A 26185-nucleotide genomic window follows, 5' to 3' on the forward strand; every position below is an offset into this window, starting at 1 on the left:
TCAAATAAGTATTTTTCGACATTTTGTTTCACTCATCTTCATCGTCGTCATCGCCACTGAACACATTGCCGCGTTTCCCCAGGAAATACAGCACCATCACCGACAGCATGGCGGCAAGGGATACATCTTCTTCTGAAGCCAGCATATTCAACCACGCCGGCACGTTGATGATGACAAACACTATTATAAGCAGCAGCATCAGCCCGTTCGACGGACGGTCCGCATGCATATTGGCGCTGTATTGCGGAGTATCGTTCTCGATCCAGAACCAGCTAAACACGGTACGGTAGGGAACGGTGGTGCTTTGGCTCCAGGCGGCTTCGTGCCGGTTGCATTCGGCGCAGAGTTTGCCGTTGCTGTTGAGGCGGTAGTCGCTGTAGAAATCCACATCACCTTGGCGGATGTGCCAGTAAAACGCGCCGGCGGCGAAAACCACGCGGCCGCCGTAATCGTAGAGTTTGGGGAGGCCTTGCGGCTGGAACAAATCGCCATACAGGCGTGGCCACACATTGAGCGTTTCCGACACGCTCCATTCACCGTCACCGCTTTCCACCAGCCACATAAAGCCGGCCTGCGGCTCGAAGAGCAGGTATTCCGTCCAACGCCCGACGGGCACGATGCCGAGCGGCTTTTGGCCGAACATCAGGTTGAACGCATCTTCCGGCTCCAGTTCGTCTTTACGCACCGCGCCGATGAGGGTGTAGGTGCGGTTGTTAATGCGGGCTTCCGAGCCGATTTTCAGGGTGAACGCATAGGTTTGCGCATCGCGCCTATTATTGGCTTCCAGCAATTCCAGCTTGCCTTCTGCCGCATCCAGACCACTGCCACAGCTGGGGCAGAGGATGGAAGGCGTGAGGCCGGTAATCCATTGGACGGGCGAGCCGCAGTTCGGGCAACTTTCGGCCTGGCGTGTGCCTTTTAGCCGGCCGGCGCTATCGGCCACCTGCTCGCTGCTACGGACGTTGGAGAGTTGTAAGTCGGCCAGCCTCACTCCCTGCCCGATAAAGATTTCGGGCGGCGATTCGGCATAATCCAGTGTGAGGAAGGCTTGCTCGCAGCGCCAGTCGGCCACTTGGTTCTTCATCTGCGGCGGCACGGCAAAAGGCAGCTCGCCCTGTGCGGCAGCCTGCTCCAGCACAATATCACGCACGTCGGCAGCCCAGAAGCGTTTGTTGCGGTACACCAAGTTGCTGCGGCCGGCCACTAAGCTGGAAAAATCGGGGATTTCCTGCAAGGGCTCGGCAGCGGGCAGGGTGAATACGTATTGGTCATCCGATTCGGAGAGCCAACCGTTGCTGCCGTCGTCAAACTGCACATACCACTCATTCCACATGCCGGCATCGTATTTGGCCTGCAGGCGGCCGATGATGGAAAACGGGCGGTTGGCGAATGTGCCGGTCGTGCCGATTTGCAGCGGGCTAAAGTCTTCCAAAAGGGCAGAATCGCGGCCGCTGTTGATAATGTCTTCGCCCTGGCACACCAAGAGGCTGTGGCAGAAGCCGCACACCAGCGTAACCGCTGTGGCCGAATGCGCGTGCACGGGCGCGCCGCAGCTGGGGCAGTCGGCTTTGAAGAAGGGTTCGCTCATGATGGGTTCCTAAAGGGCGGGCGGTTTGGCGGCAAATTTAGCGGCAATCTCGGCGGCTGTTAAATCGAAGCCGTCGCACAAACGGGCATAATCACGGCTGGCTAATTGGGCAACGGCTTTCAGGTAGCCTGCAAACTCCATAAAGACAGACTGGTTTTGCGGCGTAAGGCAGAAAATGCCGTTGATTTGGTGCGAATCGCGGAGGCGCTTCACCACAGCGCTGAACGCATCCCAATCGGCGGCAGCCTGCTCCGGCGCCCCAGCCTGCAAGTCGGCAATGGTTTGCAATTCCTCTGCAAAATCGAGAATGGTGGGTCGGCTTTGCAGATGTTCGGCGATGACTTGACGGGGTTTATGGTTGGCATGATAGTAGGATTTGGCTTTCAGGTAGCCTTCAGGTGATCAACCAATCAGCTGCTTGAGCACTTCGGCTTTAGCTTTTTCGTAGTCTTCGGCGGAAATCAGGTTGCCGTCGAGCAGGGTTTTGAGTTTGGCCAGTTTGGCTTGCGGGTCTTCGGCGGCGGGCGCAGCCGGAGCGGCAGACTGGGTGGCTGGAGCGGCTTGAGCAGGCTGTTGGGCTTGCGTCATGCCGCTCATGGCACCGGCCATGGCCTGACCAATACCGGCACCCACGCCGAGGCCGGCACCGATACCGGCGATGCCGCCTTCGTTTTGCGCGGCCATCGGAATGGCGGTAGCGGTTTGGTATTGGGTGAATTTGCCCATATCACCGATGATGCCCATCGACATTTTGCTGTCCAGTGCTTTTTGCACGTTTTCGGGCAGGCTCACGCTTTCCACGGTGAAGTTTTCCAGCGTGAGGCCGAGTTTGGCAAACTCGGGCAGCAGCAGCTCGTTCATTTTCTGAGACAGCAGCACTTGGTTGGCGGCCATATCGAGGAAGGGGATGCCGGAAGTGCCGAATGCAGCAGCCAGCTGGGTCATGGCGAGGTTGCGCAGCTGCTGTTCGAGCTGCTCGCCGCTGTAGGAGGCGCCCACGCCTGTAACTTCGCGGAAGAAGGCGGCGGGATCGCTGATGCGGTAGGCATACATGCCGAAGGAGCGCAGCTGGATCACGCCGAAATCGGCATCGCGCACGGTAACCGGCTGGGAAGTGCCCCAGCGGCGGGCGAGTTGCTGGCGGGTGTTGAAGAAGTAAACGTCGGATTTGAAGGGCGACTGGAATAATTTATCCCAGTTTTTCAGGTTGGTGAGGACGGGCAGGGTTTGGGTGGTGAGCGTGTAGCGGCCGGGCTGGAACACGTCGGCGGCTTTGCCTTCGTCCACAAACAGGGCGGCCTGCGCTTCGCGCACGGTGAGGCTGGCGCCGTTTTGGATTTCCTGGTCGGCCACGGGGAAGCGCCACATCAGCAGCCCTTCTTCGGGATTCGGCCATTCGATAACGTCGATAAACTGCTTCTTGATGAAATTGCCCAGCATGGGGATTCCTTTCTTGATTAGGATAAGGGGAAGGCTACCTGAAAACGAGGTTTCCGCAGGAAGCTAAGTTTCTGCGAAGCTAAAATGGGACAAATTTCTGTGAAACGAAATTTCAGGTAGCCTGTTGTGCATGCGTTATTACGCCAAACAGGCGGCGTTGAGCAGCCCCACCGCCACGGAAATCACGGCACAGAGCGTGCCCACGGCCACGTTATTGCCGGCCAGCTCGGCAGCGGAATCAGGCACGAGGCGGGTGGCGGCGAAATACACCACAATCTGAATCGCCGCAGCAGCCCAACCCCAAAGCACGAAATCCAAAAGCCCGACGCTGTGGGCGATGCTGGAGGCCAAAGGCAGGCAGAAGCCGATGAGCGCGCCGCCGAAGGAAAGGGCGCAGGCCAAGTTGCCGTTTTTAATCAGCTTCAATTCGTCGACCGGAGTGATGCGCAGATACACGGCGGCGAACAGTGCGGTCATGCCCAAGCCCACGGCCAGGTATTGAAGGTACGACAGATATTGTTGCAGGGAAATACTCATGGGTTACCTTTGTAATCAGGGTGGAAAGAGAAGCCGCGGCGGTAGCTGAAACAATTATTTTTTACCAGGCAGGCCGGCGCAGTAAGAAGAAATTAAGTGTTTCAGCTATATATATGATGCGACTGATTATGCCACACAAAAGCCCGTTGTTCATCCAGCATCTACTGCCTGCTATATAATTCGGCACATAATAAAGCTACCTGAAAGCGTCAGCTTCAATGAAGTTAAAAATTAAACCCGACCGCATCCTAATCATCTCTATCTTCATCGTGGCCAGCTGCGGGCTGGCCTACGAGCTCATCATTGCCGCGCTGGCCAGCTATTTGCTGGGCGACAGCATTTTGCAGTTTTCCTCCATCATCGGCCTCTACCTCTTCGCTATGGGTATTGGCGCACATCTCACCAAATACATCCGCGATGAAGACGCACTTTCGCGCTTTATCGAAATCGAATTGCTGGTGGGCATCATCGGCGGGGTGTCGGCCTTGGTATTGTTTGTGGTTTTCGGGCTGGCTGCCGCGCCGTTCCGCACGCTGCTGTATGCGCTGGTGCTGGTGGTGGGCATCGTGGTGGGCATGGAAATCCCGCTGGTGATGCGCGTGCTGAACCGGCGGCAGGCCGATTTTAAAGACCTGGTGGCCAAAGTGCTCACTTTCGACTACTTGGGCGCGCTGGCCGTGTCGCTGCTGTTCCCGCTGGTGCTCGCGCCCCGGCTGGGCATGGCGCGTTCCGCCCTGCTGTTCGGCCTGCTCAACGCCGCCGTGGCCGTGCTCACCGCCCGCGCCTTCAAAGCAGAGCTGCCGCGCTACCGCGCCATCCAGCTGCGCGGCGGCATCGTGCTGGCCTGCCTGCTGGCCGCCTTCGCCGCCGCCAACCGCATCACCTTTCTGGCCGAGCAAAGCTATTTCGGCGACCCAGTGGTGTACGAAAGCCATTCGCCCTACCAGCGCCTGGTAATCACCAAATGGCACGACGACCTGCGCCTCTACATCAACGGCAACCTGCAATTTTCCTCGCGCGACGAAGCCCGCTACCACGAAGCCCTCGTGCTGCCCGCCATGCAGATGGTGGGCGGGCAGGCGCAAAACGTGCTGATTCTGGGCGGCGGCGACGGCCTGGCCGCACGCGAAGTGCTGAAATACCCGCAGGTGAAGGGCATCACCCTGGTCGACCTCGACCCGCAAATGACCAGCACCTTCCGCACCTCCGCCGAATTAAGCCGCCTCAACGCCGGCTCGCTCGCCAACCCCAAAGTGCGCGTGGTGAACGACGACGCCGCCAAATGGCTGGAACAGGCGCAGGAAAAGTTCAACGTCATCATCATCGACCTACCCGACCCCTCCAACTTCTCGCTGGGCAAACTCTATTCCGTGCCCATGTATCGGCTGGTGGCGAGGCATCTCGCGCCCGGCGGCAAAATCGTGGTGCAATCCACCTCGCCCTATTTCGCCCCGAACGCCTATTGGTCGGTGGTGGCCACGCTGGAGGCCGCCAGGCTCGCCACCGCGCCCTATCATGTGTATGTGCCTTCCTTCGGCGAATGGGGCTTCGTACTGGCCGCCCACGAGCCCGATTTCCCCGTGCCCACTCAATTCAACGTGCCTACCCGCTTTTTAAACGCCACCGCCGCCGCCGAAATGTTCCGCTTCCCGCCCGACATGGCACGCCGGGATGTGCAGCCAAACTATCTGAACACACAGATTCTGGTGCATTATTTCGAGCAGGATTGGCGCAATGTGATGCGCTGAGAAAAGGCTACCTGAAACTTTCAGGTAGCCTTTCCCAACCGCTCAAACAAAACGGCCTGATAAGTATGCCTTTTCGCGCGGACAAAGGGTTTACCCCCGCAAACCGCGTATTGATTTCCCCATGTCCAGCCCCATCTCCCACTTGTATTTGCAGCCGCGCACCTCCGCCCTACGGCTTTCAGCAAGCCCAAGCCCCGCGTTCATCCCAAGCAAGAGGTGCCTCCTAATTTTTATCCATTCCACAGAATATCCAACATATGAGTACCAACCAGAAAACCTACTACGACATCCTCGGCGTAGCCAAAGATGCCAGCCTGGCCGACATCAAAAAGGCCTACCGCAAGCTGGTGCGCCAATACCATCCCGACATCAGCAAAGACTCCGATGCCGACCAAAAAACCAGCGAAATCAACCTCGCCTACAACACCCTGAAAGACGAGGCCAAACGCGCCGAATACGATGAAATGCTGGCCAACCCCTTCGGCCGCGCCGGCAGCGCCCACGGTGGCGCGGGCGGTTTCGACCCCGGCCAAGACTTCGGGCAATACTACCACTTCGACAGCAGCCGCTTCGGTGAAGGCCAGCCCTTCGGTAGCGGCGATTTCCGCTTCGACGACATTTTCTCCGCCTTCGGTCACGCCGGCGCTGGCCGCCAGCGCCAAACCGGCCCCATCCCCGGCGAAGACCAGCACGCCGAGCTGACTATCGACCTCGCTGCGGCCTACACCGGCGGCGAACGTTCGCTCAGCCTCGATATGCCCACCCTCGGCGCGGGCGGCCAAATGGCCTACGAGCGCAAAACCCTGCAGGTGAAAATCCCCAAAGGTATCAGCGAAGGCCAGCAAATCCGCCTGCGCGGCCAAGGACTGCCCGGCTTCAACGGCGGCGCAAACGGCGACCTCTATTTAAAAATCCGCTTCCGCGAAAGCGACACGCTGTATGTGAAAAACCGCAAAGACGTGTACCAGCGCATCGATGTGATGCCCTGGGTGGCCGCGCTCGGCGGCAAAACCGCCATCGACACACCCGCCGGCAAACTCAACATCAACATTCCCGCCAACAGCCGCAGCGGCCAAAACCTGCGCCTGAAAGGCAAAGGCATTCCCGCCAAAGAAGCCGGCTACCTCTACCTCATCATCAACATCACCCTGCCCGAAACCATGAGCGAAGCCGACCGCGCAGCCTGGCAGCAGCTGGCCGAGCATTACGGCGTGAAAGGATAAACCATGAACCGCGAACAAGATATTCAGCTCACCTTCAACGAAATCGTGCGCGCCTGCGACGGCGATGCCGATTGGGTGGTTAATGTAATCGAGGAAGAAATCATTTCTGTGCAGGGCAGCCCGCGCGAGGCCGGTTTCAGCGGCTGGCAGCTCGCCCGCATCCGCCGCGCCCGCCGCATCAGCCGCGATTTCGAAGCCAGCGTGCCCGCCACTGCGCTAATCCTGCAACTGCTGGATGAGTTGGAAACCCTGCGCAAAGGCCGTTTGGAGGATTCAAACCGAGCTTTGCCGCTGTAATGTCGCTAAGTAAAAAGGCTACCTGAAAGTTTCAGGTAGCCTTTTTCGTTTTAGCGGATTTCTTCGCCGAACACTTCGCGCCACAGTGCGGCCACTTGTTCGTAGTGTTCGCGCAGGGTGTCGTCCACTTGTACCGCGCCGGCGCCGTGCAGCTGCTGGCGGTGTTGCACTTGGCGGTAGTGGCGGTAGGCGGCGGCGGTGCGCGCGGCGGCATCTTGGCTGAGCAGGCCGCGGCGGGCGGCCATATTGAGCAGGGCGATGTTGCCGTAGTTTTCCAGGAGCTCGGGATACTGCCGGGCATGGAGCAGCACGAAGAATTGCACGATAAATTCCACGTCCACCACGCCGCCGCGGGCGTATTTCACGTTGTCTTCGCGGGCGGGGTGAGTGGGCAGCATTTTGCTGCGCATCTGGGCGATTTCCTGCCGCAGCGGGTTTTCTTCGCGCGGCAGGCTGAGGATTTGGCGGCGGACGGTTTCAAACTTGCGCCCCACTTCGGGGCTGCCGGCCACGAACCGGGCGCGGCTGAGGGCTTGGTGCTCCCAAATCCAAGCGTTTTCGTGCTGGTATTTGGCGAAGGCTTCGAGGCTGTGGGCTTGGAAGCCGCTGTCGCCGTTGGGGCGCAGGCGCAGGTCGGTTTGGTAGAGGCTGCCCGCGCCGGTGCTGCCGGAGAGCCAGGTGGTGAGGCGGCGGGCGTATTTGCTGTAGATGTCGGCGGCTTCGGGCGCGCCGTCGTCATACAGATACACCAAATCCAAATCGGAGCCGTAGGCCAGCTCTTTGCCGCCGAGCTTGCCGTAGCCGATGATGGCGAAGCGGGGGATGGGGCGGTGGGTTTTGGGCATGGCCTGCCACACCTGCCACATGGTGTGTTCGAGCAGGATGTCGGCCAGGTAGGAGAGCTGGTCGCTCAGGGCTTCGAGCGGCCAGCGGCCGGCCAAATCCTGCACGGCCAGGCGGAAGGTTTGGGCGTGTTTGAAGCGGCGCAGCACGTCCATTTTGGCTTCGGGGTCGCCGGCGGCTTGGAGGCTACCTGAAAGTGCGCCGATGAATTGCGGCCAGTTGGGGTGTTCCATTAATTGTGCCGACAATAATTCGTCCAGCAGCACGGGGTGTTGCTGCAAATATTCGGCCAGCCAGGGGCTTTGCGCCATGAGTTCGGCCACTTGGGCGAGTGCGGCGGGGTATTCCTGCAAAAAGGAGAGGTAGGCGGAGCGGCGGCTGATGCTGTCGAGAAAGTCGAGCAGGCGCGGCAGGGCGGCTTCGGGGCGGCTGCTTTCGGCGGCGGCGGCCACCACGCGCGGCAGCACGGCGTCGAAACGCTGCTGGGCGCGGGCAGACAAATGCCGGTAGCGGCTGCTGCTGCGGATGTGCGCCAGCCGCTCGGCGGCTTCGGGCGCGTTGGCAAAGCCCAAACCGGCCAGCTGCGCCGCCCATTCGGCGGCCTCGGCATCGTATTGCCACAGGCCGGCCAGCGGCTGTTCGGCCTCGCTTTCGTTCTCTTCTGGGCTGCTCAAGGTTTGGTTGAACTGGGCGCTTATCTGGGCACGCTGTGCGTTGAGGCTACCTGAAAATTCTTCGTAGTTGGCAAAGCCCATGCTTTCGGCCAACAGCTGCTGCTGTTCGGGGTTTTCAGGTAGCGTTTGGGTTTGCTGGTCGTCCCAGTATTGCAGGCGGTGTTCGAGGCGGCGCAGGAAGCGGTAGGCTTCGAGCAGCCGGGCGGCAGGTTCGGGCGCGAGAATGCCCTCTTCGGCCAGCGCGGCCAGCGTTTCCTGCGTGCCTTTGAGCTGGAGGCTGCGGTTTTGCCCGCCGCGAATCATCTGGAATACCTGCGCGATAAACTCCACTTCGCGGATGCCGCCCGCGCCGAGCTTGATGTTGCCGGCCATGCCTTTTTTGCTCACTTCGCTGCGGATTTGGTGGTGCAGCCCGCGCAGGGCTTCGTAGGCGCCGTAGTCCAGATATTTGCGGAACACGAAAGGCTGCACCACGCTGCGGATGCCGTTGGCATACGGCGTAACCACGCGGCCTTTGCACCAGGCATAACGCTCCCATTCGCGCCCCTGCGCCACCAAATATTGCTCCAGCGCGGTTTCGCTCAACACCAGCGCGCCGCTGTCGCCGTCGGGGCGCAGGCGCATATCGATACGGAACACTTGGCCGTCGGCGGTGATGTCGTTCAACAGCGCAATCAGCTTCTGTCCCACCTTGGTGAAAAATTCCTGATTGCTGCGGCTGCGCCGCCCGTCGGTTTCGCCCGATTCGGGATAGACGAAAATCAAATCCAAATCAGACGACACATTTAATTCAAACCCGCCCGCCTTGCCCATGGCCACCACGCTCAAATGCTGCGCCGCGCCGCTGTAGCGGCCGATGGGCGTGCCGTAGAGCGCGGTGTAGTGCGCTTCGGCAAAAGCAAGCGCGGTGTTCACCGCAAAATCGGCCAGATGCGTGATGGAAGCCGTTACTTCCGCCAGTTCGGCCGTGCCGCACAAATCGCGCACCATAATCTGCGAGAGTACATAACGGCGCAACAGCCGCAACTGCCGCGCCAGCCCGGCCTCATCCGCCGCTGCCGCGATGTCTGCCCACGGCGCGAAGGCGGCCAAATCCTGCGGCTGCAAGGGCTGTGCGAGCATGGGCTGCAAACGTGCAACATCGATTTGCCCGCCATCCAGCTGGCGCGACAGCCAAAGGGAAAAACGGCGGGCGTGGGCAATCATATCGGCAGGCATGGGAGGGTTCCTTGTGTGCGGAGGGTAAATCAAACGGGCAGATTATAGGCTACCTGAAAATTTCAGGTAGCCTTAGATTTGGCGCATTAAAAACGGAGGGGCGGATTCGGCATGCTGCCCGCTAAAACAAACTTTCCTGGCAGACGCCGGGTGCGGGTGTTTCGGATTCTGCCAGCATATAGGCGCGCACGAAGTTGAAGAAGTCTTCGCCGATTTCAAAATGGCCGTAGCGCAGCCGGGCGGCATATTTTTTCCATTCCGGATGCGTGCGGATAACGGCAATCGGGCATTCGCGCCGGATTCCAGCATAGGCCACGTTGCGGCGGAAGGGGATAAAGCTTGCGCTCATCTGAAACGGGTAGGCTTGGTTGTCGGTAATCTGCCCGAGTGCGGTGAAGGCTTGCAGTTTGTCGTGGCCGTCTAAGTGGATTTTCGGGCTGTAGTAGAGCAGCCAATCGCCGCGTTGCATACGGTTGAGCGGCGCGGCTTTGCCGTGCCACACTTGGCAAAAGCCGCCTGCCACGCCGCGTAGGACGTGCTCTTTGGAAACCTTGCCTATCCAGTATTTCATGGGTATCCTTTTTCAGATGGGTTTCAGGTAGCCTCATGTGGCTGGCAGAAGGCTACCTGAAATTTTATTTTGACGGCTCGGGCAGGCATACCGACAATATCAAAGCCGCCGCCGCGCCGCAGGCAGTAAAGGCTAATCCGCTGAATATATCTATCACCAGCTCTATCACCAGCCACCAAATGACCGACAGCAGAGCTCCCGCCGCCGTCATAGCGGCGATGCCGGGCAGGTTGCGTTTCAGGCGCAGCAACACTGCCAAGAAGCCGGTGAGGAAGGCGGGAAGGCTGCCTACCAGGTAGCTGAACAGAATGGCAATAGGAATTAGCCGGAAAGCCTGTTCCGGATTGGGGTCGGACAAGCCGAAGCCGATCAGCAATAACACCGCGCCCAAGGGCGGGCCAAACAGGCTGCAAACAATCAGCACCCGCCACGAATATGGCGGTTTGGAGGCGGAATTATTGAGATGATCTTGTTTGGGCTCTTCTAACATGATTTCCTCGGCAGGCTACCTGAAAGCACAGTTTTAATGCGGTTAAAACCGCGTGCATTCCGCATACACCCTATCTATGCGGGCTACGCTTGCTGAAATGATGTTTGGGTGCAGCCAATAAGCGTCGTGCATTTTTCAGGTGGCAGCCCTTACTTGGGCGCAGGCCGGATTCTTGAATCCACCCTTCCTAATCAATTAAAATTATTGAATAGCTTCCTCATCGCAAAAGGAGTTTACCATGACCCAACTGCAAAGCGCCCTATCGCATGTTTCCCTCGGCACGAATCAATTTGAGCAGGCCGTCGCCTTTTATGATGCCGTGCTCGCCCCGTTGGGCATCCGCCGCGTGCTGGATTTGAGCGAACATCGTGCCATCGCCTATGGTCGCGCCTTCCCTGAACTCTGGATTCAGGCGCCGCACGACGGGCAGCCCGCGCAAACCGCCAACGGCGTGCACATCGCCTTTTTGGCAGAAAACAACGCACAAGTGGATGCCTTCTACGCCGCCGCCCTCGCACATGGCGCGAAGCCCGACGGCGCGCCCGGCAAACGCCCGCACTACGGCGACGCCTACTATGGCTGCTTCGTGCGCGATTTGGACGGGCACAAAATCGAAGCAATGGCTTGGAACGAATAGATTCGGCTGAGAAGAGAGGCTACCTGAAGTTTTCAGGTAGCCTTTTTTCCCTCGGCAGGAAGCATAGGTCGGATACTGGTATCCGACAAACCTGCAACGCTGCCATTATTACTCGTTGCCGCCATGCCTGAAATGTCGGATTCAAGAATCCGAGCTGCGGCTGCTTGGTCCAAACCTTTTTCAGGTAGCCTTCCCTACCCGCTATGCCGCTATTTGCTCGGCGTGGCGGGTTTTTTCTCGGCTTCGGGCGTGTCGATTGGCGGGAAGAACAGGCTTTTGGGTTTTTGTTTCACCAGCGAGATGGTACTGCCGATGATTTGCAGCGGGTTGTCCAGCACGGCGTCGCGGGAGCGCAGGGCCACCCATAGGGTGATGGAGAAGCTCACCAGCAGGTTCACTGCGCCGATGAGCAGCACCATCAATAAATTGGCGGCGAAGGAGAAGAAGCCGATGTCGCCGCTCACGGCGGCGTAGCCCAGGTTGGCGGAGGAGAAGGCAACGTGGCGGATGTCGAGCGGCAGGCCGGTGAGGTGGCCGAGGTAGCCGGTCATGCCGAGGAGCCAGCCGAAGCAGAAGTTGCCCATGATGGCGCCGTAGTGGTGGTGGATGTAGTCGGCCAAACGCTGCCGCCAGGCGGCGGGCAGGATGCGTTTGAGCAGGGGATGCTCGCGCAGGCGCAGTTTGAGGTTGAGGTAGTCGGCACGGTTGTCGAAGAAGCCGGCGATGATGCCGGAGCAAAACAGCCACACGCCGGCGATGGCGGCAAACAAGAGCGCGGGGGTGCTGAATACGGCGAGGGATTTGAGCTGGTAGGCGGTGGTGGCCGTATCCAGCAGGGGGCTGCCGAAATGGTGGGCGAAGGCGTGGCTGATGAAGGTGGCGAGCAGTACGGCGATGACTACGTTGCCGAATACGGCCACGCCCTGCGAGCGGATTACGTCAATCAATAGCTGGGCGAGCTTTTGGTTTACGGCGCGGCCGCTGCTGCTGCGTTCCACGGCTTGGGCGAAGCGGGCGGCGGTCATGGCGGGCTGTTTGGTGGCCACGGTGAAGTGCAGCATGTGGATGAGCACGAAGCCGATGCCGTAGTTGAGGCTGGCGAGCACGGCGTGGTAGAGGTGGCCGCCGGGCAGGCTGCCGATGTGGATTTTGAGCAGCGCCATCAGGGCGATGAGCACGCCGCCGCCGGCTGCGGAGCGCAGCATACCCCAGTATTCGCTGCGGTTGCGGGTGATGTAGTGTTCGCCGTGGCGGCTGGAGTTTTGGCTGATGCTGCGGGCGAGCATTTTCACGTTGCTGCGCCACAGGGGCAGGATGCGCCGCTGCGCCACCACGGCCACGGCGATTTCGTTGGCCAACAGCAGGGTGCGAAGCAGGCTTTGGGTGCGGGTGCGCGCGGCAAACAGCGCCATGAGCCGCTCCATGCGGGTGAGGGTTTGCTGGAGGCGTTGCAACAGGTGCGCCACGGCCATGGAAGAGCCGGCACCGGCGCCGGTGCCTTTGCGTTGCAGGCGTTCGATGAGGGTGCGGCATTGCGCCAGCATCACGTCTAAATGGCCGGCATCGTAGGTGGTGCGGGAGCCGGGCTGGCGGCTGCGTTGGAAGTCGAGCCAGTCGGACACTTCGCGCATGAGCCCGACGAATGGCGAATCCACGTCCAGCAGTTTGGGCTCGAGGCGGATGAGGTCGTGATCGAGGTCTTCGGCGGCCACCCAGATGGAGAGCATTTCCACTGCATACAGGCTCTCATTGCGCAGGTGGCGGCCGCACATTTCGCGCACGGCGGGCTCGGTTTGCCGCTGGATGGTGCTCAGGAGACGCAGCCAGGCGGAAAGAGGGATGGCGGCGAGCCATGCGCCGTCGTTGCTGCTGCAAAACAGTAGCGAGAGCACATCGCGCAGGTCGTTGCAGTCTTTGTAGGCGGGGTTGAGGCGCTCGTAGAGGCGGTGGCGGAATTCGTGGCCGAAGCCGGAGCGGGAGAAGATGCCGATGGTGATCAGGGTGGGATACACGCGCACGCTGGAGAGCCAGCGGCACAACAGGGTGGCGATGGTTTTGCCTTCGCCGCCCTCTTGCCGCAAGTGGCGGCACAAGATGCCGAAGCGCACCGGCGCGCCTGCCGCGCCGCCCTGCCGCAGCCAAGTCGCCACTGCCTGCAACACGCCCAGCGCATTGCCTTCGGCGGCGGATCGGCTGATGGTTTCAGGTAGCGTGTGTCGGGGTTTGCGTGTGAACATGGGTTTCCTTTTTGTTGCTCCGGCCAGAGCCGGCAGCGGATGTGCGAAAAACTGCGGCCACCTTTTCAGATAGCCTCATGGCGTGATTAAAGGCTACCTGAAACTTTATGCCAAAGGGGTTGCGGTTTGCCGGAGCCTTTGGTTTTTCAGGTAGCCTTTATCGGTATGGCATCAGGCTACCTGAAAATGGTTTTAGCGCTTTCAGGTAGCCTGTGGCTATTAATGGCTCTTGGCTTTGAATTCCTGCAAATGCCGGCTGCCGGCCAGCCAGGCACCAGCCATGCCCAGGCCGCACACCACGGCGATAATCACAGCCATTTCCCAGCCGTGGAAGAAGCGCCAGTCCAAGTTCAGGCCGTAGGGGCTGAAAATGCGGTCCACCAGCGGGCGGGTGCTGCGCATCAGCCAGCCGCACAGTACCAGGCTCAAGGCGGAAGACAATACGCCCTGCCACAACGCCTGATAGAGAAAGGGTCGGCGGATGAAGGAAGCGGGCGCGCCCAACAGCTTGGTGATTTCGATTTCTTCGCGCCGGCTGAGGATTTGCAGGCGGCTGGTGTTATACGCCACCAACACCAGCGCCGCGCCCAGCGTGATCACCAAGAAGCGGAACACCTGATGCACGAATTCGTTGATTTGGAACAGGGTTTGCATCCATTCGGCATCCATCTGCACGCTCTCGGCCTTGGGCAATGCGGCCAAATCGGCCCGCAGGGCGGTTTGCTCTTCGGGGGTGGCGCCGTCTTTGGGCGTGATCACGAAGGCATCGGGCAGCGGGTTGGCATCGAGCATCGACACCAAATCCTGCCCCTGAAACGCCTGCTGCAGCTCGGCCATGCCCTGTTGTTTGCTCACGTATTCGGCTTTTTCGATGCGGCTGTCTTCCGCCAGCTTGGCGCGGATGGCGGCGATGTCGGCCTCGGCGGCTTCGGGCGTGAGGTAGATCGTCATCTGCGGGGCTTGGTTGAGCCGGCCGAGCACTTCGGTGCTGCTTTGCACGCCCAAATAGAGCATCAGCGGCAAGGTCATGGCGGCGGCCAGCATCAGCAGCACCATCAATGTGCCCAAGGGCTGGCGCACGAGGCGGGCAAAGGCCTGCCCCGCGGCTTCCAGATGCAGTGAGAGATAGTGTTTCATGCGGCAAACCTGCCTTCCTGCAAACGCAAAATGCGGTGGCCGTAGTCGGCCATCAGGGTTTCGTCGTGGGCGGCCACGATGATGGTGGTGCCGGCTTCGTGGAAGGTTTTGAAGAGTTCCATGATGTCGAGCGCGTAGGCGCGGTCGAGGTTGGCGGAGGGCTCGTCGGCAATCAGGAGGCCGGGCTGGTGCACCACGGCGCGGGCAATGCACAGGCGCTGCTGCTCGCCGCCGGACAGGGTAATCGGATCGGCCGTTTCGCGCCCGCCCAAGCCTACTTTTTCAATGGCGATGCGGGCGCGTTTTTCGGCGGTTGCGCGGTCGTAGCCGATGATGCGCAGCGGCATCAATACGTTTTGCAGCACGTTGCGGTCGAATAGGATTTTGTGGTCTTGAAACACCAGGCCGATGTGCTGGCGCAGATAGCCCAGGCGGCTGTCGTTGAGCGTGCCGAGGTCTTGGTTGTTCATCCACACTTTGCCGGAGGTGGGCTTAGTGATGCCGGCAATCAGCTTGAGTACGGTGGATTTGCCCGCGCCGGAATGCCCGGCCACGAAAATCATCTCGCCCTTGCTGATTTTGAAGCTGACATTTTGCAGGGCGTGAAAGCCGCCGGGATAGGTTTTGGAAACTTGTTCGAAACGGATCATGATGTGAGGTTTGGAGTGAATGGGTTTCAGGTAGCCTTTTAGGAAACGCCGTTTGAGGTTACCTGAAACGGGAGGCTACCTGAAAACAGTCTGCGGATTATACGGCAATTCCCGCCCGCCCAACACCAAGCGGCGGCGCAGAAATGGTATCATCCGCGCTTTATTACTTTGGAAGAGCTGCCATGACTGCCTGGTCCACCCCCGATTTCGAACGCAAAATCTGCCCGCCCGAGGCGCTGGCCGGGAAATTGGCCGAGCTGCCGCGCCCATTGGTGTTCACCAACGGCTGCTTCGACATCCTGCATCGCGGCCACGTTACCTACCTCGCCCAAGCCCGAGCGCTTGGCGCAGCGATGGTGCTCGCACTCAATACCGACGCTTCCGTGCGCCGGCTGGGCAAAGGCAGCGACCGCCCCATCAACCCGCTGGCCAACCGTGCCGCCGTGGCCGCCTCGCTGGCGAGCGTGGATTTGGTTACCTGGTTCGACAGCGACACCCCGGCCGAACTCATCGAATTGGTACGCCCCGATATCTTGGTGAAAGGCGGCGACTGGCTACCTGAAAACATCGTTGGCGCCGCCGAAACCCTGGCGCGCGGCGGCCAAGTGTATTCCATCCCCTTCCTGCACCAAACTTCCACCACCCAAACCCTGGCCAAAATCCGTGCCGCGGAGCAAGGCTCATGATGCAGGCCGTGCACTGGCAGCTGCTGGCCGCCTTGGCAGACGGCCTGCCGCACCACGTTACCGAACTGGCGCACCTCATCGGCCGCAAGCCGCCGCAGCTCAACGCGCTCTGGCAGCAAGTGCCGCCGCACATCCGCGGCTTACTGCGCCAGCAAGACGGCCGCTGGCGGTTGGTGCGCCCCCTGGCGATTTTGGACAATGCCTTTTTGCAACAGCAGGCCGCAACCGCCGGCTGGCAGGCCGAACTGTTGCACGAACACCCCTCCAGCAACAGCTACCTCATCGCTCAAGCCAAAGCAGGCAGCCCGATCCACCGCCGCATCGCGTTTGTGCACGATCAAACCCAAGGCCGCGGCCGCCAGGGGCGCAGTTGGCAGAGCCGCATCGGCGAATGCCTGATGTTCAGCGCCGGCTGGTGCTTTTCCCGCCCGCCCGCCGAATTGGGCGGCCTCACGCTCGCCGCTGTGCTGGCCTGCTGCCGCGTGCTGCGCGATTTGGGTGTGCCCGCGCAGATTAAATGGCCGAACGATTTGGTAATCGGTGGCGAAAAGCTCGGCGGTATCCTCACCGAAACCGTGCGCTGCAACGGCCAAACCGCTGTCGTGATCGGCATCGGCATCAATTTCGTGCAGCCCAAAGCCGTGGCCGATGCAGAAGCCGTGCAGGGCAGCGCGCCCCACATCGCCGTGAGCCGTCTCACCGAACGCCTGCTGCCCGAGCTGGCGAGCACTTTCGAGCAGTTCGACCGCGAAGGCCTCACCCCCTTCCTCTCGGGTTACCATGCCTGCCACCGCGACCAAAACCAGCCCGTGCGCCTGCTGCGCGATGGGCAAAACCTGCTGCAAGGCACGGCCTTGGGCGTGGATGAGGGCGGTGCGCTGCGGATTCTCGACTCCGAAGGCACGGAGCACCATGTGGTGAGCGGCGAAATCAGCCTGCGCCCGCTGCACAACCAAAACGCCGCAGCGTCCGATGATAAACAGGGCAAAATGCTGCTGCTCGATGCCGGCAACAGCAAGCTCAAATGGGCATGGGCGGAAAACGGACGCATCACGGCGGCAGACAAAGCTGCCTATTGGAATCTCGAGCCGCTTGCCCACAGCTGGCAGCAGCACGGCGGCGAACACGTGCGCATCATCGGCTCGGCAGTGTGCGGTGAAGCCAAACAGCAAGCCGTGGCCGAACAACTTGGCCGCGAGCCGGAATGGCTCAGCTCCATGCCGCAGGCTTTGGGTATCCGCAACCACTACCGCCGAGTGAGCGAGCACGGTGCCGACCGCTGGTTCAACATCCTCGGCAGCCGCCTCTTCACCGAACACGCCTGCGTGGTGGTGAGCTGCGGCACCGCCGTAACCATCGACGCCCTCACCGCCGACAATCATTACTTGGGCGGCAGCATCATGCCCGGCTTCAACCTGATGAAAGAGGCGATGGCGCAACACACCGCCAACCTCAACCGCCCCGCCGGCCGCGCCTACCCCTTCGGCACCACCACCGCCAACGCCATGGCCGGCGGCATGCTCGATGCCATTTGTGGCGCGGTTTTGCTGATGCACACCCGCCTGCAGCAGAAACATCCCGGCCAAACCGTGGCCGTGATCATCACCGGCGGCGGCGCTGCCAAAGTAAAACAAGGGCTACCTGAACAATTTGCTTTGGACAACCCCATTCAAATTGTGGATAATCTTGTGCTTCACGGATTACTCAACTGGGCTGCACAAACATGAAGTGGCTGTTTGCTGTTTTGGTGGCATTAAACATCATCGTCTTCGGCGGGATGCTGGTAACGCGCATGGCGCAACAACAGCAGCCCGCGCCCGTTGTGCAGCCACAACAGCCGCAGCCCACCACCGTAGTGGTGCACGCCGCGCCCGCCCAGCACGCTGCACCGCCGCAGACGGCCACACCCGTGCTGCCGGTGGACGCAGGCCGCCCCCGTACTGCACCTGCTGCCCCCGGACGCCCCAACACCCCGGCCAAACCCGCCGGCGAAGCCCAGCCCAAGCCCACCCCCGAAAGCGGTATCCGCGCGCCCAACACCGCCTGTACCGCCGTGGCCGTGTTGCCGGAAGACGACTACCACCGCATCAAAGGTCTGCTCGCCCGCTGGCCGCACGCTGCCACCCGCGTGGTGGAGCGCCGCCGCGATTCCGGCCGACCCCAGCGCGGCAGCGAACGCTACCAAGTGAGCGTAACCATTGAAGGCGACGTGCAGGAATTCACCGCCAAAGTGCGTTCGCAGGGGTTCCGCAACGCCAGCGTCGCCGGCGGCCGCATGAGCCTCGGCTCGTTTAGCAGCGAACAGCAGGCCGAGCAAACCGCTGCCAGAGCCCGCCAAGCCGGCCTCAATCCGCAAATCATCCGTACCGGTTCAAGCGGCGGCGAACAATCTGCCGAATTGGGCGAATCCAAAATGCAGATAACGTTTATGAACGTAGACGATAACGCCGCCGCCGGTATCAGCAGCGTTATCAGCCGCTACTCCCACTTACGCCGTGCCCCTTGTCGTAGATAAACGATTTGAGCGAATAAGCAAAAGGCTACCTGAAATTTCAGGTAGCCTTTAAGCATATTGGCAACCAGGGCGGCATAGATACGCAAATCAGACCCATAAAGCTCAAACGAACAATGCGAGTTGCTGCGAAGCTAAATTCAAAAGGCGAGAAACTTAAAATATTGGCCTAACAATGCTGAGCTGCAATAGCTGCGCGGTAAAGCAACATTGCCCCGCGCCGCCGTTTTGAGGCTACCTGAAATTTTTCAGGTAGCCTTTCCCATCACCGCCCTGCCCTGCTAAAACGAACGTCCAAACTGGATAAACACGTTGCCTTTGCGGTAGGGGTAGAAGAAGTGGCTGCTGTTTACGCGCTGCCAGGTGGCCACCAGCTGCGGGGTAATGCTGGCAAATTGGAGCTTGCGGTGAGAGAGCGCTAGGCTGGCGGTGAGCTCGTGGTCACGGCGGGTGATGCGGAATAGGTCGGGGGCGTCGTAGCTGCGGTGGCCGGCGCTGATTTGGGCGGAGGTGGTGAGCCCCCAGCCCCATTGCTGAGTCCAGCCCAGGCGCAGGCCTTTGCGGGTGTAGGATTCACTGTTGTCGGCGGCGGTTTTGCGCAGCCAGTCGAGGCCGAAGCTGAAATATTGGGTGGGGCTTCGCACGAAAAGCCAGGTGCCGGAAGCGGTGTAGCTGTCACCGTCGAGCCAGCGGCGGCGGTCGTGGCGCTGCTCGCCTATTTCAAGCGCGCTCAATATTTTATGGCGCGGGGTGAGCCAATATTGCCATTCGGCGCGTACGCCGACTTCGCGCGAGTATTTGTGTGTGCCATACCAGCGGCGTTCGTAATAGGGGGTAACGGCGGCTTCGGCACGGGCGGTTTTATAGGCGGGGCCGCTGCTGAAGCGGGCGATTTGGTCGTCGTATTTGTGGTTGTTCCAATAGAATTTGCCGTAGTCATCGAGACTGAGCCGCCAGTAGAGGTTGCCGTGTACGTTCCAGTCGCGATCGGCGTTGAGGCGGTAGGCGACGCCTTGAGCGGATTCAGGCTCGGGCAGTGTCCACACACCGCGCGGGGTGCGGATTTCGCGCTCGCGGCTGGCGTTGTTCACATTGCTGTCGCTGATGAAGTTTACGCTGCCGCCGAAGCTCCAGCGGTCGCGTTTGCGCAGGGCTTCGAGGTATTGCCCGGCAATCTGTTGCAGCTCGGGCGCGAGATTGGGGGTTTGGCGGAAATGTTCGAACTCTTGCCGCGCATCTTTGTCGGCACGGTTTTCAAACAGGCTCTTCGCCAGCGAAAGGCGCACGGGTGGGATGTCGGGGTCGGCTGCTAATACGGCGCGGTAGAGGCCGATGGCGTGTTGGTAGTCGCCCTCAGCGCGGGCAATCAGCGCCTGTGCCAAAGCCACCAGCAGCGCATCGTGCGGCCCGGGCAGTTCAAGATAAATCGGCAGCAACAGCGCCGCGCCTTCGGCATTGTGGGTGAGCACGGCATAGCTGAGCGCCTGTTGCAGCATCTCGGGGCGTTGCAGCAGCTCTTCGCGGCTCATTTGCAGGCGCCTGTCGGGCGGCGCGGCGGGTGTGGGCGGGGTTTCTGCCTGCGGCGCGGCAGCAGGTGTGATGTCGAAACCGGTATCTGGCTCGGTTGCCAGCCTATCTTCCGGCGGCGCGGCCAAGGCCACCTGAAAAGGCAACAGCAGCAGGCAGGCAACCACCAGCCAAGGCTTTCTCTGTATGCTCATTAAACGCTTTCCTTGAGGCAAATCCATAAAACGGGCGGATTATAGCGGATTCAGTATGCCCGCCAAACCTAAACCAACATTCGTAAAGCACAGAAAACTATAACGATTACACTCTTCCACAGTAGGTTTTGTAGAAAAAATGGCGAATTTCCATTCTGTTTTCAAGCAGGTTAGCTGCTTTATCTCAACCATTCACGTCCTCTTTAATGCACTTTATATCCAAAAAAAGAACATAACTCTTAATTGCCAAAATTAACCAACAAGCTTGTCGCTATCATGCTATAAATTCCAAATATTTTAATATTCACCCATATTTCCTACCAAGAGGCGTGCTATACTGTCTCTGCTTTAAGCAGTGTTCCCTGAAAAATGAAAGGATTTCGCCATGAAAAAACATCACACTCTTTACATCATGATTACAGCCCTCGCTTTGGGAGGCTGCGGCAGCGCCGGCAACTCGCTGGCCAATGCGATTACCGACCCGTTTACACCAAAGCCGCATGGTAAAACTTCTCTTGCGATTAACGACCAGAACGGTAACGGATTGTTGCGAACTGGTAATAATATGGTGGCAGACACAATCAATATTGACGGTCGGGATTATAGGAATAACAGCACGTTGGATATCGGCCATAACTGGCAAAACAGGCTAACCGGTTTTCACTATGTACTGAAAGATAACGGTCGTAGTTTGGAAGACGGCCAATTAGAGATGTACAAACGTTCTTATAGCGCTATCGTTGGTGCGCACGTTAGAAACCGCTATGCTCCAGATGGCACGGCGACAGGAGCAAACGAATTCCAGATCAGAAGCATCCAAGGCACGCTTACTCAAGAAAACCAACTGCCAACCACCGGTACCGTTCGTTATCAAGGCCATGCTTTCGCCGGCTCGGATGAACGCAACGGCAGGTTGGATTACAGCATCAATTACGGCGGTCGTACGGGCTCCGGCCGAATTACCGGCCTGCCGGATTTCGGCGACATCACCCTGCGCACCGGTAATTTAGACCGCCATAATTCCAACATTGCCGGCGTTGCCGAATCCCAACGCCGAGGAAACGGCAATTACCATCTCAATATCTTCGGCCCGAATGCCGACGAAATCGCTGGTAAAGCACATAACTTTACCACCCCTCCCGGCAGTGTTAATCGGGAAGTCGGCTTCTCCGGCAGCCGTGTGAATTAACCCTGCTTAAAGCGATAGCTGGCAAGTTTTGCTCATGCTTTTTTGCTCAAATTCCCAACTGAAACGCGCCAACCCATAACGGCAAAACATAGCCATCGCAAATTGCAAAAGGCTACCTGAAAACTTTCCGGTAGCCTTTCCTACATCTGACATAGCACAAGGCATTCAACCGTTTTGCACTCCTACAGCACCCGGACTGACGGCATCGACAGCTTTGCAGCTGTGCACAGCAATATAGCCCATGGGTTTGGCCGGATCGTTGAAGGTGCGGTACATGCGTTTGAAAGTTTCGCGGTTTTCGGCCTTGAGTGCGTTTTTCACGATTTGGAAGGCGCGCCGCCAGCCTTCGTCGTAAATCAGTCCTTTGGGCGAAAGCAGGGTCATGCCGCCGCTGATGGTGGTGATGCTGCTGAAACCGCTGCGGCGGAAAAGATCGGTCCAGGCGCTTTCGGTGAGCGGGGTAACTTTCACTTGGATAGTGTCGCGCAGGCGTTCCACGGCCTCTTCGGTGTTGTGCTCGCTCACCACCACATCGTGCGTGAGCAACACGCCGCCGGGCTTGAGCACGCGGAAGTATTCGGCCACGGCCATTTCTTTGTTGGCCAGCGGCAGCATGGTGAGCATGGCTTCGTTGATGACGACATCGAAGCTGTTGTCGGGGAAGGGCAGCTCGGTGGCGTTGGCATGCTGCACCTGCACCAGGTGTTCCAGCCCGGCGGCGCGGATATTTTGCCGGGCTTTATTCAATGCGTTTTCATCCAAATCCACGCCGGTAATGTGGCAGCCGAAGCGCTGCGCCAACCCCACAGCAGTGGTACCCATATTGCAGGCCACTTCGAGCACCTGCGTATCGGGGGCGAAGCGGGTTTGGTTGATCAGCCATTCGGTGGCGAAACGGCCGCCGGGGCGCAGGCGGGTTTTGCCGAGGCGGGCAAGGAAATGGTGGCCGGTTTGGTCTTTCTTCATAAGATTCTCCTATGCGGATGCGGTGAGCGGGGCTGCCGCGCCAAAGGGCTTGCGTGTGTCATGACCACGCAAATGATTTCCGAAAGGCTACCTGAAAAACAGGCGGCGGTTTCAGCCACACGCGCTGATGCGGTGCGGCTGGCGGCAGTTTGGGAAAACGGAAAAGTGGCTTGAAGCGCCGATGAATGATGGTGTTGTTTTATGTGGCGCGGGGTGGTTATACTGCAAAAACGTGCTCGCGGCAAGCGGCTGGCTACCTGAATAAAGAAAGGCTACCTGAAACGCCCTATCGGGTTTCAGGTAGCCTTTTGTGCGGCGGGCTGCCGCCTTAGTCGAACAAATCGTTTTTCAAATCGCGCAGTTTGTCCATAAACGATTTCTGGCGCGGGGTTTGGGCGCGGTCGAGGCCGGTGGAGATTTTTTCAAACTCTTCCAGCAATTCGCGCTGGCGCTCGGTGAGGTTGACCGGAGTTTCCACCACGATGTGGCAATACAGATCGCCAATAGAGGAAGAGCGCAGCGACTTCATGCCTTTGCCTTTCACGCGCATGCGCCGGCCGGTTTGTGTTTCTTTCGGGATATTCAGCTTCACGCGGCCGTTGAGCGTGGGTACTTCCACTTCGCCTCCCAGCGCGGCGATGGTGAAGCTCACGGGCAATTCGCAGTGCAGATCCAAGCCGTTGCGCTCGAAGATTTCGTGGCGGCGGATATGCACCACCACATACAAATCGCCGGCCGGCGCACCGTGCGAGCCGGGCTCGCCCTCGCCGGCGAGGCGGATGGGCTGCTCGTTTTCGATGCCGGCAGGAATGTTCACATCCAGCGTTTTGCGGCTCTTCACGCGGCCTGCACCATGGCATTTAACGCACGGCTCTTTGATTTCGCGGCCGGAGCCGCCGCAGGTTGGGCAGGTTTGCTGCAACTGGAAAATGGCCTGGCGCACGTGCACCACGCCGGAGCCGTGGCAGGTGGAACAGGTGGTGGCGGAGGTGCCGGGTTTGGCGCCGGAGCCGTGGCAGATGTCGCACTCTTCGTGCGAGGGGATGGTGATGCGTTTTTTGCTGCCGGCTGCGGCTTCTTCCAGCGTGATTTCAATATCGTAACGCAGGTCTTTGCCTTGGAAGTTCTGCTGGCGCGCACCGCCCCCGCTGCCGAACATCTGGCTGAAAATATCGCCGAAATCGAAGCCGGCCGCACCGCCGAAACCACCGAAGCCGCCGGCATTGCCGTCTACGCCGGCCTGGCCGAATTGGTCGTAGCGGCTGCGTTTTTCGCGGTCGGAAAGGATTTCGTAGGCTTTTTGGATGATTTTGAATTTCTCTTCCGCTTCCTTATTATCGGGGTTGCGGTCGGGATGGTATTTCATCGCCAGCTTGCGGTAGGCCTTTTTGATTTCGTCGTCAGAGGCATCGCGGGAGACGCCGAGGGTTTGATAATAGTCTTGATCGCTCATGGTTGCTAATGGGTAAATAAACGGTTTGCCGCGCAAGATTAGGGCAGGAGCGGGAAAAACAAGCTCTATGGCAGATTAACTTTGCTTCCACCCGCCGGCGTTGCAGCGTGTGAATCCGCTGCACCACCCCGCCCGCACAAATTCACCCGTTTTAGCTATCGCGGGAAACGGAATTTTCAGGTAGCCTTAGCGGCTTCCGCAGCTATGTAAAGAAAAGAAACGCCATGTCCAACACTATCTATCTGGCCTCGGCCAGCCCCCGCCGCCGCGAAATTTTGGTTTCATTAGGTTTCCGGCCCGTGCTGCTGACGGCGGAAATCGACGAAACGGCGCAGCCGGGCGAAGCGGTGGCGGATTATGTGGCGCGGATGGCTCGGCAGAAAAACGCAGCAGCACGCCGGCTGGCGGCGCAACGCGGCCTTGCCCTGGCGCAACCGCTGTTAAGCGCCGACACGGTGGTGGCGCTGGACAATGCCATTTTGGGCAAACCGCGCGATGCGGCGCACGCCCGCGAGCTGCTGGGAAGCCTTTCCGGGCGCGAACACCAAGTGTGGACGGCGGTATGCGTATCGCTCGGCGGCCAAACGCTGGAAACGGCACAACGCAGCGATGTGAGGTTTAAAGAACTGAGCGCGCAGGAAATCGCGGCCTATATTGCCGGCGGCGAACCGCTGGATAAAGCGGGTGCATACGGCATCCAAGGCATTGGCGGCGTGTTTGTGGCGCACCTTTCCGGCAGCTTCAGCGGCGTGATGGGGCTGCCCGTGTTTGAAACCGTGCAGCTGCTGCGCCAATTGGGCGAGCCCGTGCCGCCGTTTGCCGAGGCTAGCTGAAAAAACCATTACAAGCATAATTAAAGCATTAGCTGAAACAATTATTTTTTCATACAAGGCGGCGGTAAGCCGCAGACAGTATGAGTAATACGGCAAGATGAGCCAACGCAGTAGGAAGAAATAAGTGTTTTAGCTGTACCTGAAAGCCTGCCGCTGTTTTTCAAGTAGCCTTCCCTGTTTGCCCCTTACCCTCAAAATCAAAATCGACAGATCATAAATCTGCTTTCCAAAAACTATCCCGTTGGGACATGGACTTCCGCCCCTTCTGCCCACTGGGCGCCCTCTACGGCACACTTTCCATCCTGCTGTGAAGCTTCGGCTATCAGAGCACGGCCGCGCTGCCTAATTATTTCTGGCACGTCCACGAAATGATTTGGGGCTATACCAGCGCCATCATGGTGGCCTTCCTGCTCACAGCAGTGGCCACTTGGACGAAACAGCCACGCACCTGGGTACGCCTCCATGCTGCTGGCGTTTTGGCTGATGGCAGCAGCCGCATTGCCGCGGGCCACCACGGCGATGCTGATGTATCTGCACCCGGCAAGCCCACCAGCCCGGCTTGTAGCTCTTTTACCTCCTCGCTGCTGCCCTACACTTAGTACTCCTGCATTGGCTGACCGCACCGATGGTAGACGGCAAAAAAGTTAAGTTGCAGGCTACCTGAAACCGCCAACTCAATGATGGCTGCTGCCGATCTCGAAGGTTAGCGTGGCATAGGCAGTCAGCTGATCGCACACAGTTCGGTCGGAGAAATCGGTTTTGTGCACCACACGCACTTTCCAGCTGCCTTGGCACAGCGGGATGTGCCCACCGTGCCGTCGGCGCGGGTGGTGGCGGAGAACGCCTGTGGTTCGAGGCGGTGTGATTTATCGACCGGATCGCGGTGGGAGAAGCCATCAAACGTGGCCACCACCGTAGCATCCGGTAGCGGCTCGCCACGGAACAACACCCGCACCGGCAACACTTTATCCACGCGCACGTTGGCCGGGTTTTGCAGCGGCACAATCTCCAGCAAATCACCCACCAGCCGGCTGATCAGCTCCTTACTCGCGCTCTCGTGCCCCATGTTCACCACCGCTTTGCCAAACATACTGGTTTGCTCGCAATAAGTGGCATCTTTCATCTGCGTCAGGTTCTGCCACCGCACGCGGCATTTCAAACTGATAATTATACTGCCCGCGCCGCATCAAATCGATTTTGCCCTGTGGCGTGAGCAATTGCAGTGGCTTGGGAAACAGCAACAAACGGTCGGCAGTAATCGGCCCCAACTCGGGATAGTGCCCATAGCTCAGTTCGGCCTTCAACACCCCGCCGCCATGCGTGTGCGCAGCATTCACCCACACCTCATGACCGTGCGCGGCCACTGATAAGCCGGCCAACAGCACGGTAGACAATAAACGGCGAAAATAAAAACTCCTTTGTAGATTGTTTGCACAAATTGGATGTTATATCATAACTATTTCATCTAGAAAATATATATAACCAAAGCACTTATCTCTTCCTATGGCATTAGCTCGCCTATTCGGGAAAAATCG

Annotated in this window: 23 protein-coding genes and 2 pseudogenes; 11 read left to right on the forward strand and 14 right to left on the reverse strand. The window is 59.3% G+C overall.

Going from position 1 to position 26185, the window contains the following annotated elements; genetic code table 11:
• Nucleotides 1–28: 28 nt before the first annotated feature.
• The 4 genes from A7P97_RS00370 to A7P97_RS00385 all read right to left on the reverse strand — a co-directional run bounded on the left by A7P97_RS00370 (nt 29) and on the right by A7P97_RS00385 (nt 3565).
• Nucleotides 29–1588: a DUF4178 domain-containing protein gene (locus tag A7P97_RS00370; protein ID WP_082887548.1), complete on the reverse strand. Its 1560-nt coding sequence runs from the start codon at nt 1586–1588 to the stop codon at nt 29–31.
• A gap of 9 nt (nt 1589–1597) precedes the next feature.
• A complete protein-coding gene (locus A7P97_RS00375) occupies nt 1598–1876 on the reverse strand; it encodes a hypothetical protein (protein WP_067529865.1) in 279 nt (92 codons plus the stop codon).
• 114 nt (nt 1877–1990) lie between these two features.
• Nucleotides 1991–3025 (reverse strand): SPFH domain-containing protein, encoded by a 1035-nt coding sequence (locus A7P97_RS00380; protein ID WP_067530071.1) that lies wholly within the window; start codon nt 3023–3025, stop codon nt 1991–1993.
• 141 nt (nt 3026–3166) lie between these two features.
• Nucleotides 3167–3565, reverse strand: a complete 399-nt coding sequence (locus tag A7P97_RS00385; protein ID WP_067529866.1) for a DUF350 domain-containing protein — start codon at nt 3563–3565, stop codon at nt 3167–3169.
• A gap of 218 nt (nt 3566–3783) precedes the next feature.
• Here A7P97_RS00385 and A7P97_RS00390 point away from each other — a divergent pair, with 218 nt between their 5' ends.
• The 3 genes from A7P97_RS00390 to A7P97_RS00400 all read left to right on the forward strand — a co-directional run bounded on the left by A7P97_RS00390 (nt 3784) and on the right by A7P97_RS00400 (nt 6833).
• Nucleotides 3784–5313, forward strand: a complete 1530-nt coding sequence (locus A7P97_RS00390; protein WP_067529867.1) for a polyamine aminopropyltransferase — start codon at nt 3784–3786, stop codon at nt 5311–5313.
• A gap of 257 nt (nt 5314–5570) precedes the next feature.
• Nucleotides 5571–6536 carry a DnaJ C-terminal domain-containing protein gene (locus A7P97_RS00395; protein ID WP_067529868.1) on the forward strand — a complete coding sequence of 322 codons (966 nt, stop codon included), beginning with the start codon at nt 5571–5573 and terminating at the stop codon, nt 6534–6536.
• 3 nt (nt 6537–6539) lie between these two features.
• Nucleotides 6540–6833, forward strand: coding sequence for a chaperone modulator CbpM (locus A7P97_RS00400; RefSeq protein WP_023887636.1), 294 nt, complete (start codon nt 6540–6542; stop codon nt 6831–6833).
• A 50-nt stretch (nt 6834–6883) separates the two neighbouring features.
• Here A7P97_RS00400 and glnE read toward each other — a convergent pair whose 3' ends face one another.
• The 3 genes from glnE to A7P97_RS00415 all read right to left on the reverse strand — a co-directional run bounded on the left by glnE (nt 6884) and on the right by A7P97_RS00415 (nt 10629).
• Nucleotides 6884–9568 (reverse strand): bifunctional [glutamate--ammonia ligase]-adenylyl-L-tyrosine phosphorylase/[glutamate--ammonia-ligase] adenylyltransferase, encoded by a 2685-nt coding sequence (gene glnE / locus A7P97_RS00405; RefSeq protein WP_067529869.1) that lies wholly within the window; start codon nt 9566–9568, stop codon nt 6884–6886.
• A gap of 121 nt (nt 9569–9689) precedes the next feature.
• Nucleotides 9690–10139, reverse strand: coding sequence for an EVE domain-containing protein (locus tag A7P97_RS00410; RefSeq protein ID WP_067529870.1), 450 nt, complete (start codon nt 10137–10139; stop codon nt 9690–9692).
• A gap of 64 nt (nt 10140–10203) precedes the next feature.
• Nucleotides 10204–10629: a hypothetical protein gene (locus A7P97_RS00415; protein ID WP_067596287.1), complete on the reverse strand. Its 426-nt coding sequence runs from the start codon at nt 10627–10629 to the stop codon at nt 10204–10206.
• 238 nt (nt 10630–10867) lie between these two features.
• Here A7P97_RS00415 and A7P97_RS00420 point away from each other — a divergent pair, with 238 nt between their 5' ends.
• Nucleotides 10868–11266, forward strand: a complete 399-nt coding sequence (locus A7P97_RS00420) for a VOC family protein (protein WP_067529872.1) — start codon at nt 10868–10870, stop codon at nt 11264–11266.
• Nucleotides 11267–11475: 209 nt separating this feature from the next.
• On the opposite strand, the gene A7P97_RS00425 is transcribed toward A7P97_RS00420, so the two are convergent.
• From A7P97_RS00425 to A7P97_RS00435, 3 genes are all read right to left on the reverse strand, one after another.
• Nucleotides 11476–13503: a site-specific recombinase gene (locus tag A7P97_RS00425; protein ID WP_067529873.1), complete on the reverse strand. Its 2028-nt coding sequence runs from the start codon at nt 13501–13503 to the stop codon at nt 11476–11478.
• A gap of 219 nt (nt 13504–13722) precedes the next feature.
• Nucleotides 13723–14640: a permease-like cell division protein FtsX gene (gene ftsX / locus A7P97_RS00430; protein WP_067529874.1), complete on the reverse strand. Its 918-nt coding sequence runs from the start codon at nt 14638–14640 to the stop codon at nt 13723–13725.
• On the reverse strand, nt 14637–15290 hold the full coding sequence (locus tag A7P97_RS00435) for a cell division ATP-binding protein FtsE (protein WP_067529875.1): 654 nt from the start codon (nt 15288–15290) through the stop codon (nt 14637–14639). The genes ftsX and A7P97_RS00435 overlap by 4 nt, the downstream gene beginning before the upstream one ends.
• A gap of 182 nt (nt 15291–15472) precedes the next feature.
• Here A7P97_RS00435 and A7P97_RS00440 point away from each other — a divergent pair, with 182 nt between their 5' ends.
• Genes A7P97_RS00440 through A7P97_RS00450 form a run of 3 tightly spaced genes read left to right on the forward strand, consistent with a single transcriptional unit; the run spans nt 15473 to nt 18491 of the window.
• Entirely contained in the window at nt 15473–15976 is a 504-nt protein-coding gene (locus tag A7P97_RS00440) for an adenylyltransferase/cytidyltransferase family protein (RefSeq protein WP_067529876.1), read from the forward strand.
• The gene (locus tag A7P97_RS00445) at nt 15973–17703 is read left to right on the forward strand and encodes a biotin--[acetyl-CoA-carboxylase] ligase (RefSeq protein WP_067529877.1); all 1731 of its coding nucleotides are present in this window, start codon (nt 15973–15975) and stop codon (nt 17701–17703) included. Before A7P97_RS00440 ends, A7P97_RS00445 begins: the two co-directional genes overlap by 4 nt.
• Entirely contained in the window at nt 17700–18491 is a 792-nt protein-coding gene (locus A7P97_RS00450; protein WP_067529878.1) for an SPOR domain-containing protein, read from the forward strand. Before A7P97_RS00445 ends, A7P97_RS00450 begins: the two co-directional genes overlap by 4 nt.
• Nucleotides 18492–18769: 278 nt before the next feature.
• Here the strand turns inward: A7P97_RS00450 and A7P97_RS00455 are convergent, their stop codons facing one another.
• On the reverse strand, nt 18770–20209 hold the full coding sequence (locus A7P97_RS00455; RefSeq protein ID WP_067529879.1) for a porin family protein: 1440 nt from the start codon (nt 20207–20209) through the stop codon (nt 18770–18772).
• A 385-nt stretch (nt 20210–20594) separates the two neighbouring features.
• On the opposite strand from A7P97_RS00455, the gene A7P97_RS00460 reads away from it, so the two are divergent.
• Nucleotides 20595–21398 (forward strand): factor H binding protein domain-containing protein, encoded by an 804-nt coding sequence (locus A7P97_RS00460; protein WP_067529880.1) that lies wholly within the window; start codon nt 20595–20597, stop codon nt 21396–21398.
• Between the two features lie 165 nt (nt 21399–21563).
• Here A7P97_RS00460 and A7P97_RS00465 read toward each other — a convergent pair whose 3' ends face one another.
• Nucleotides 21564–22364: a class I SAM-dependent methyltransferase gene (locus tag A7P97_RS00465; protein WP_067529881.1), complete on the reverse strand. Its 801-nt coding sequence runs from the start codon at nt 22362–22364 to the stop codon at nt 21564–21566.
• 185 nt (nt 22365–22549) lie between these two features.
• Here A7P97_RS00465 and A7P97_RS09915 point away from each other — a divergent pair, with 185 nt between their 5' ends.
• A complete protein-coding gene (locus tag A7P97_RS09915; RefSeq protein ID WP_156497457.1) occupies nt 22550–22696 on the forward strand; it encodes a hypothetical protein in 147 nt (48 codons plus the stop codon).
• Here A7P97_RS09915 and dnaJ read toward each other — a convergent pair.
• Nucleotides 22693–23817, reverse strand: a complete 1125-nt coding sequence (gene dnaJ, locus A7P97_RS00470) for a molecular chaperone DnaJ (protein WP_067529882.1) — start codon at nt 23815–23817, stop codon at nt 22693–22695. The genes A7P97_RS09915 and dnaJ overlap by 4 nt on opposite strands.
• A 224-nt stretch (nt 23818–24041) precedes the next feature.
• Here dnaJ and A7P97_RS00475 point away from each other — a divergent pair, with 224 nt between their 5' ends.
• Entirely contained in the window at nt 24042–24650 is a 609-nt protein-coding gene (locus A7P97_RS00475) for a nucleoside triphosphate pyrophosphatase (RefSeq protein WP_067529883.1), read from the forward strand.
• 248 nt (nt 24651–24898) lie between these two features.
• Nucleotides 24899–25099, forward strand: a pseudogene (locus tag A7P97_RS10515) (NnrS family protein); the annotation flags it as partial.
• 225 nt (nt 25100–25324) lie between these two features.
• Here the strand turns inward: A7P97_RS10515 and A7P97_RS00485 are convergent.
• Nucleotides 25325–26044 (reverse strand): annotated as a pseudogene (locus tag A7P97_RS00485) (DUF4198 domain-containing protein).
• Between the last annotated feature and the right edge of the window lie 141 nt (nt 26045–26185).

Source organism: Eikenella sp. NML070372, from assembly GCF_001648415.1.
Lineage (GTDB): Bacteria > Pseudomonadota > Gammaproteobacteria > Burkholderiales > Neisseriaceae > Eikenella > Eikenella exigua.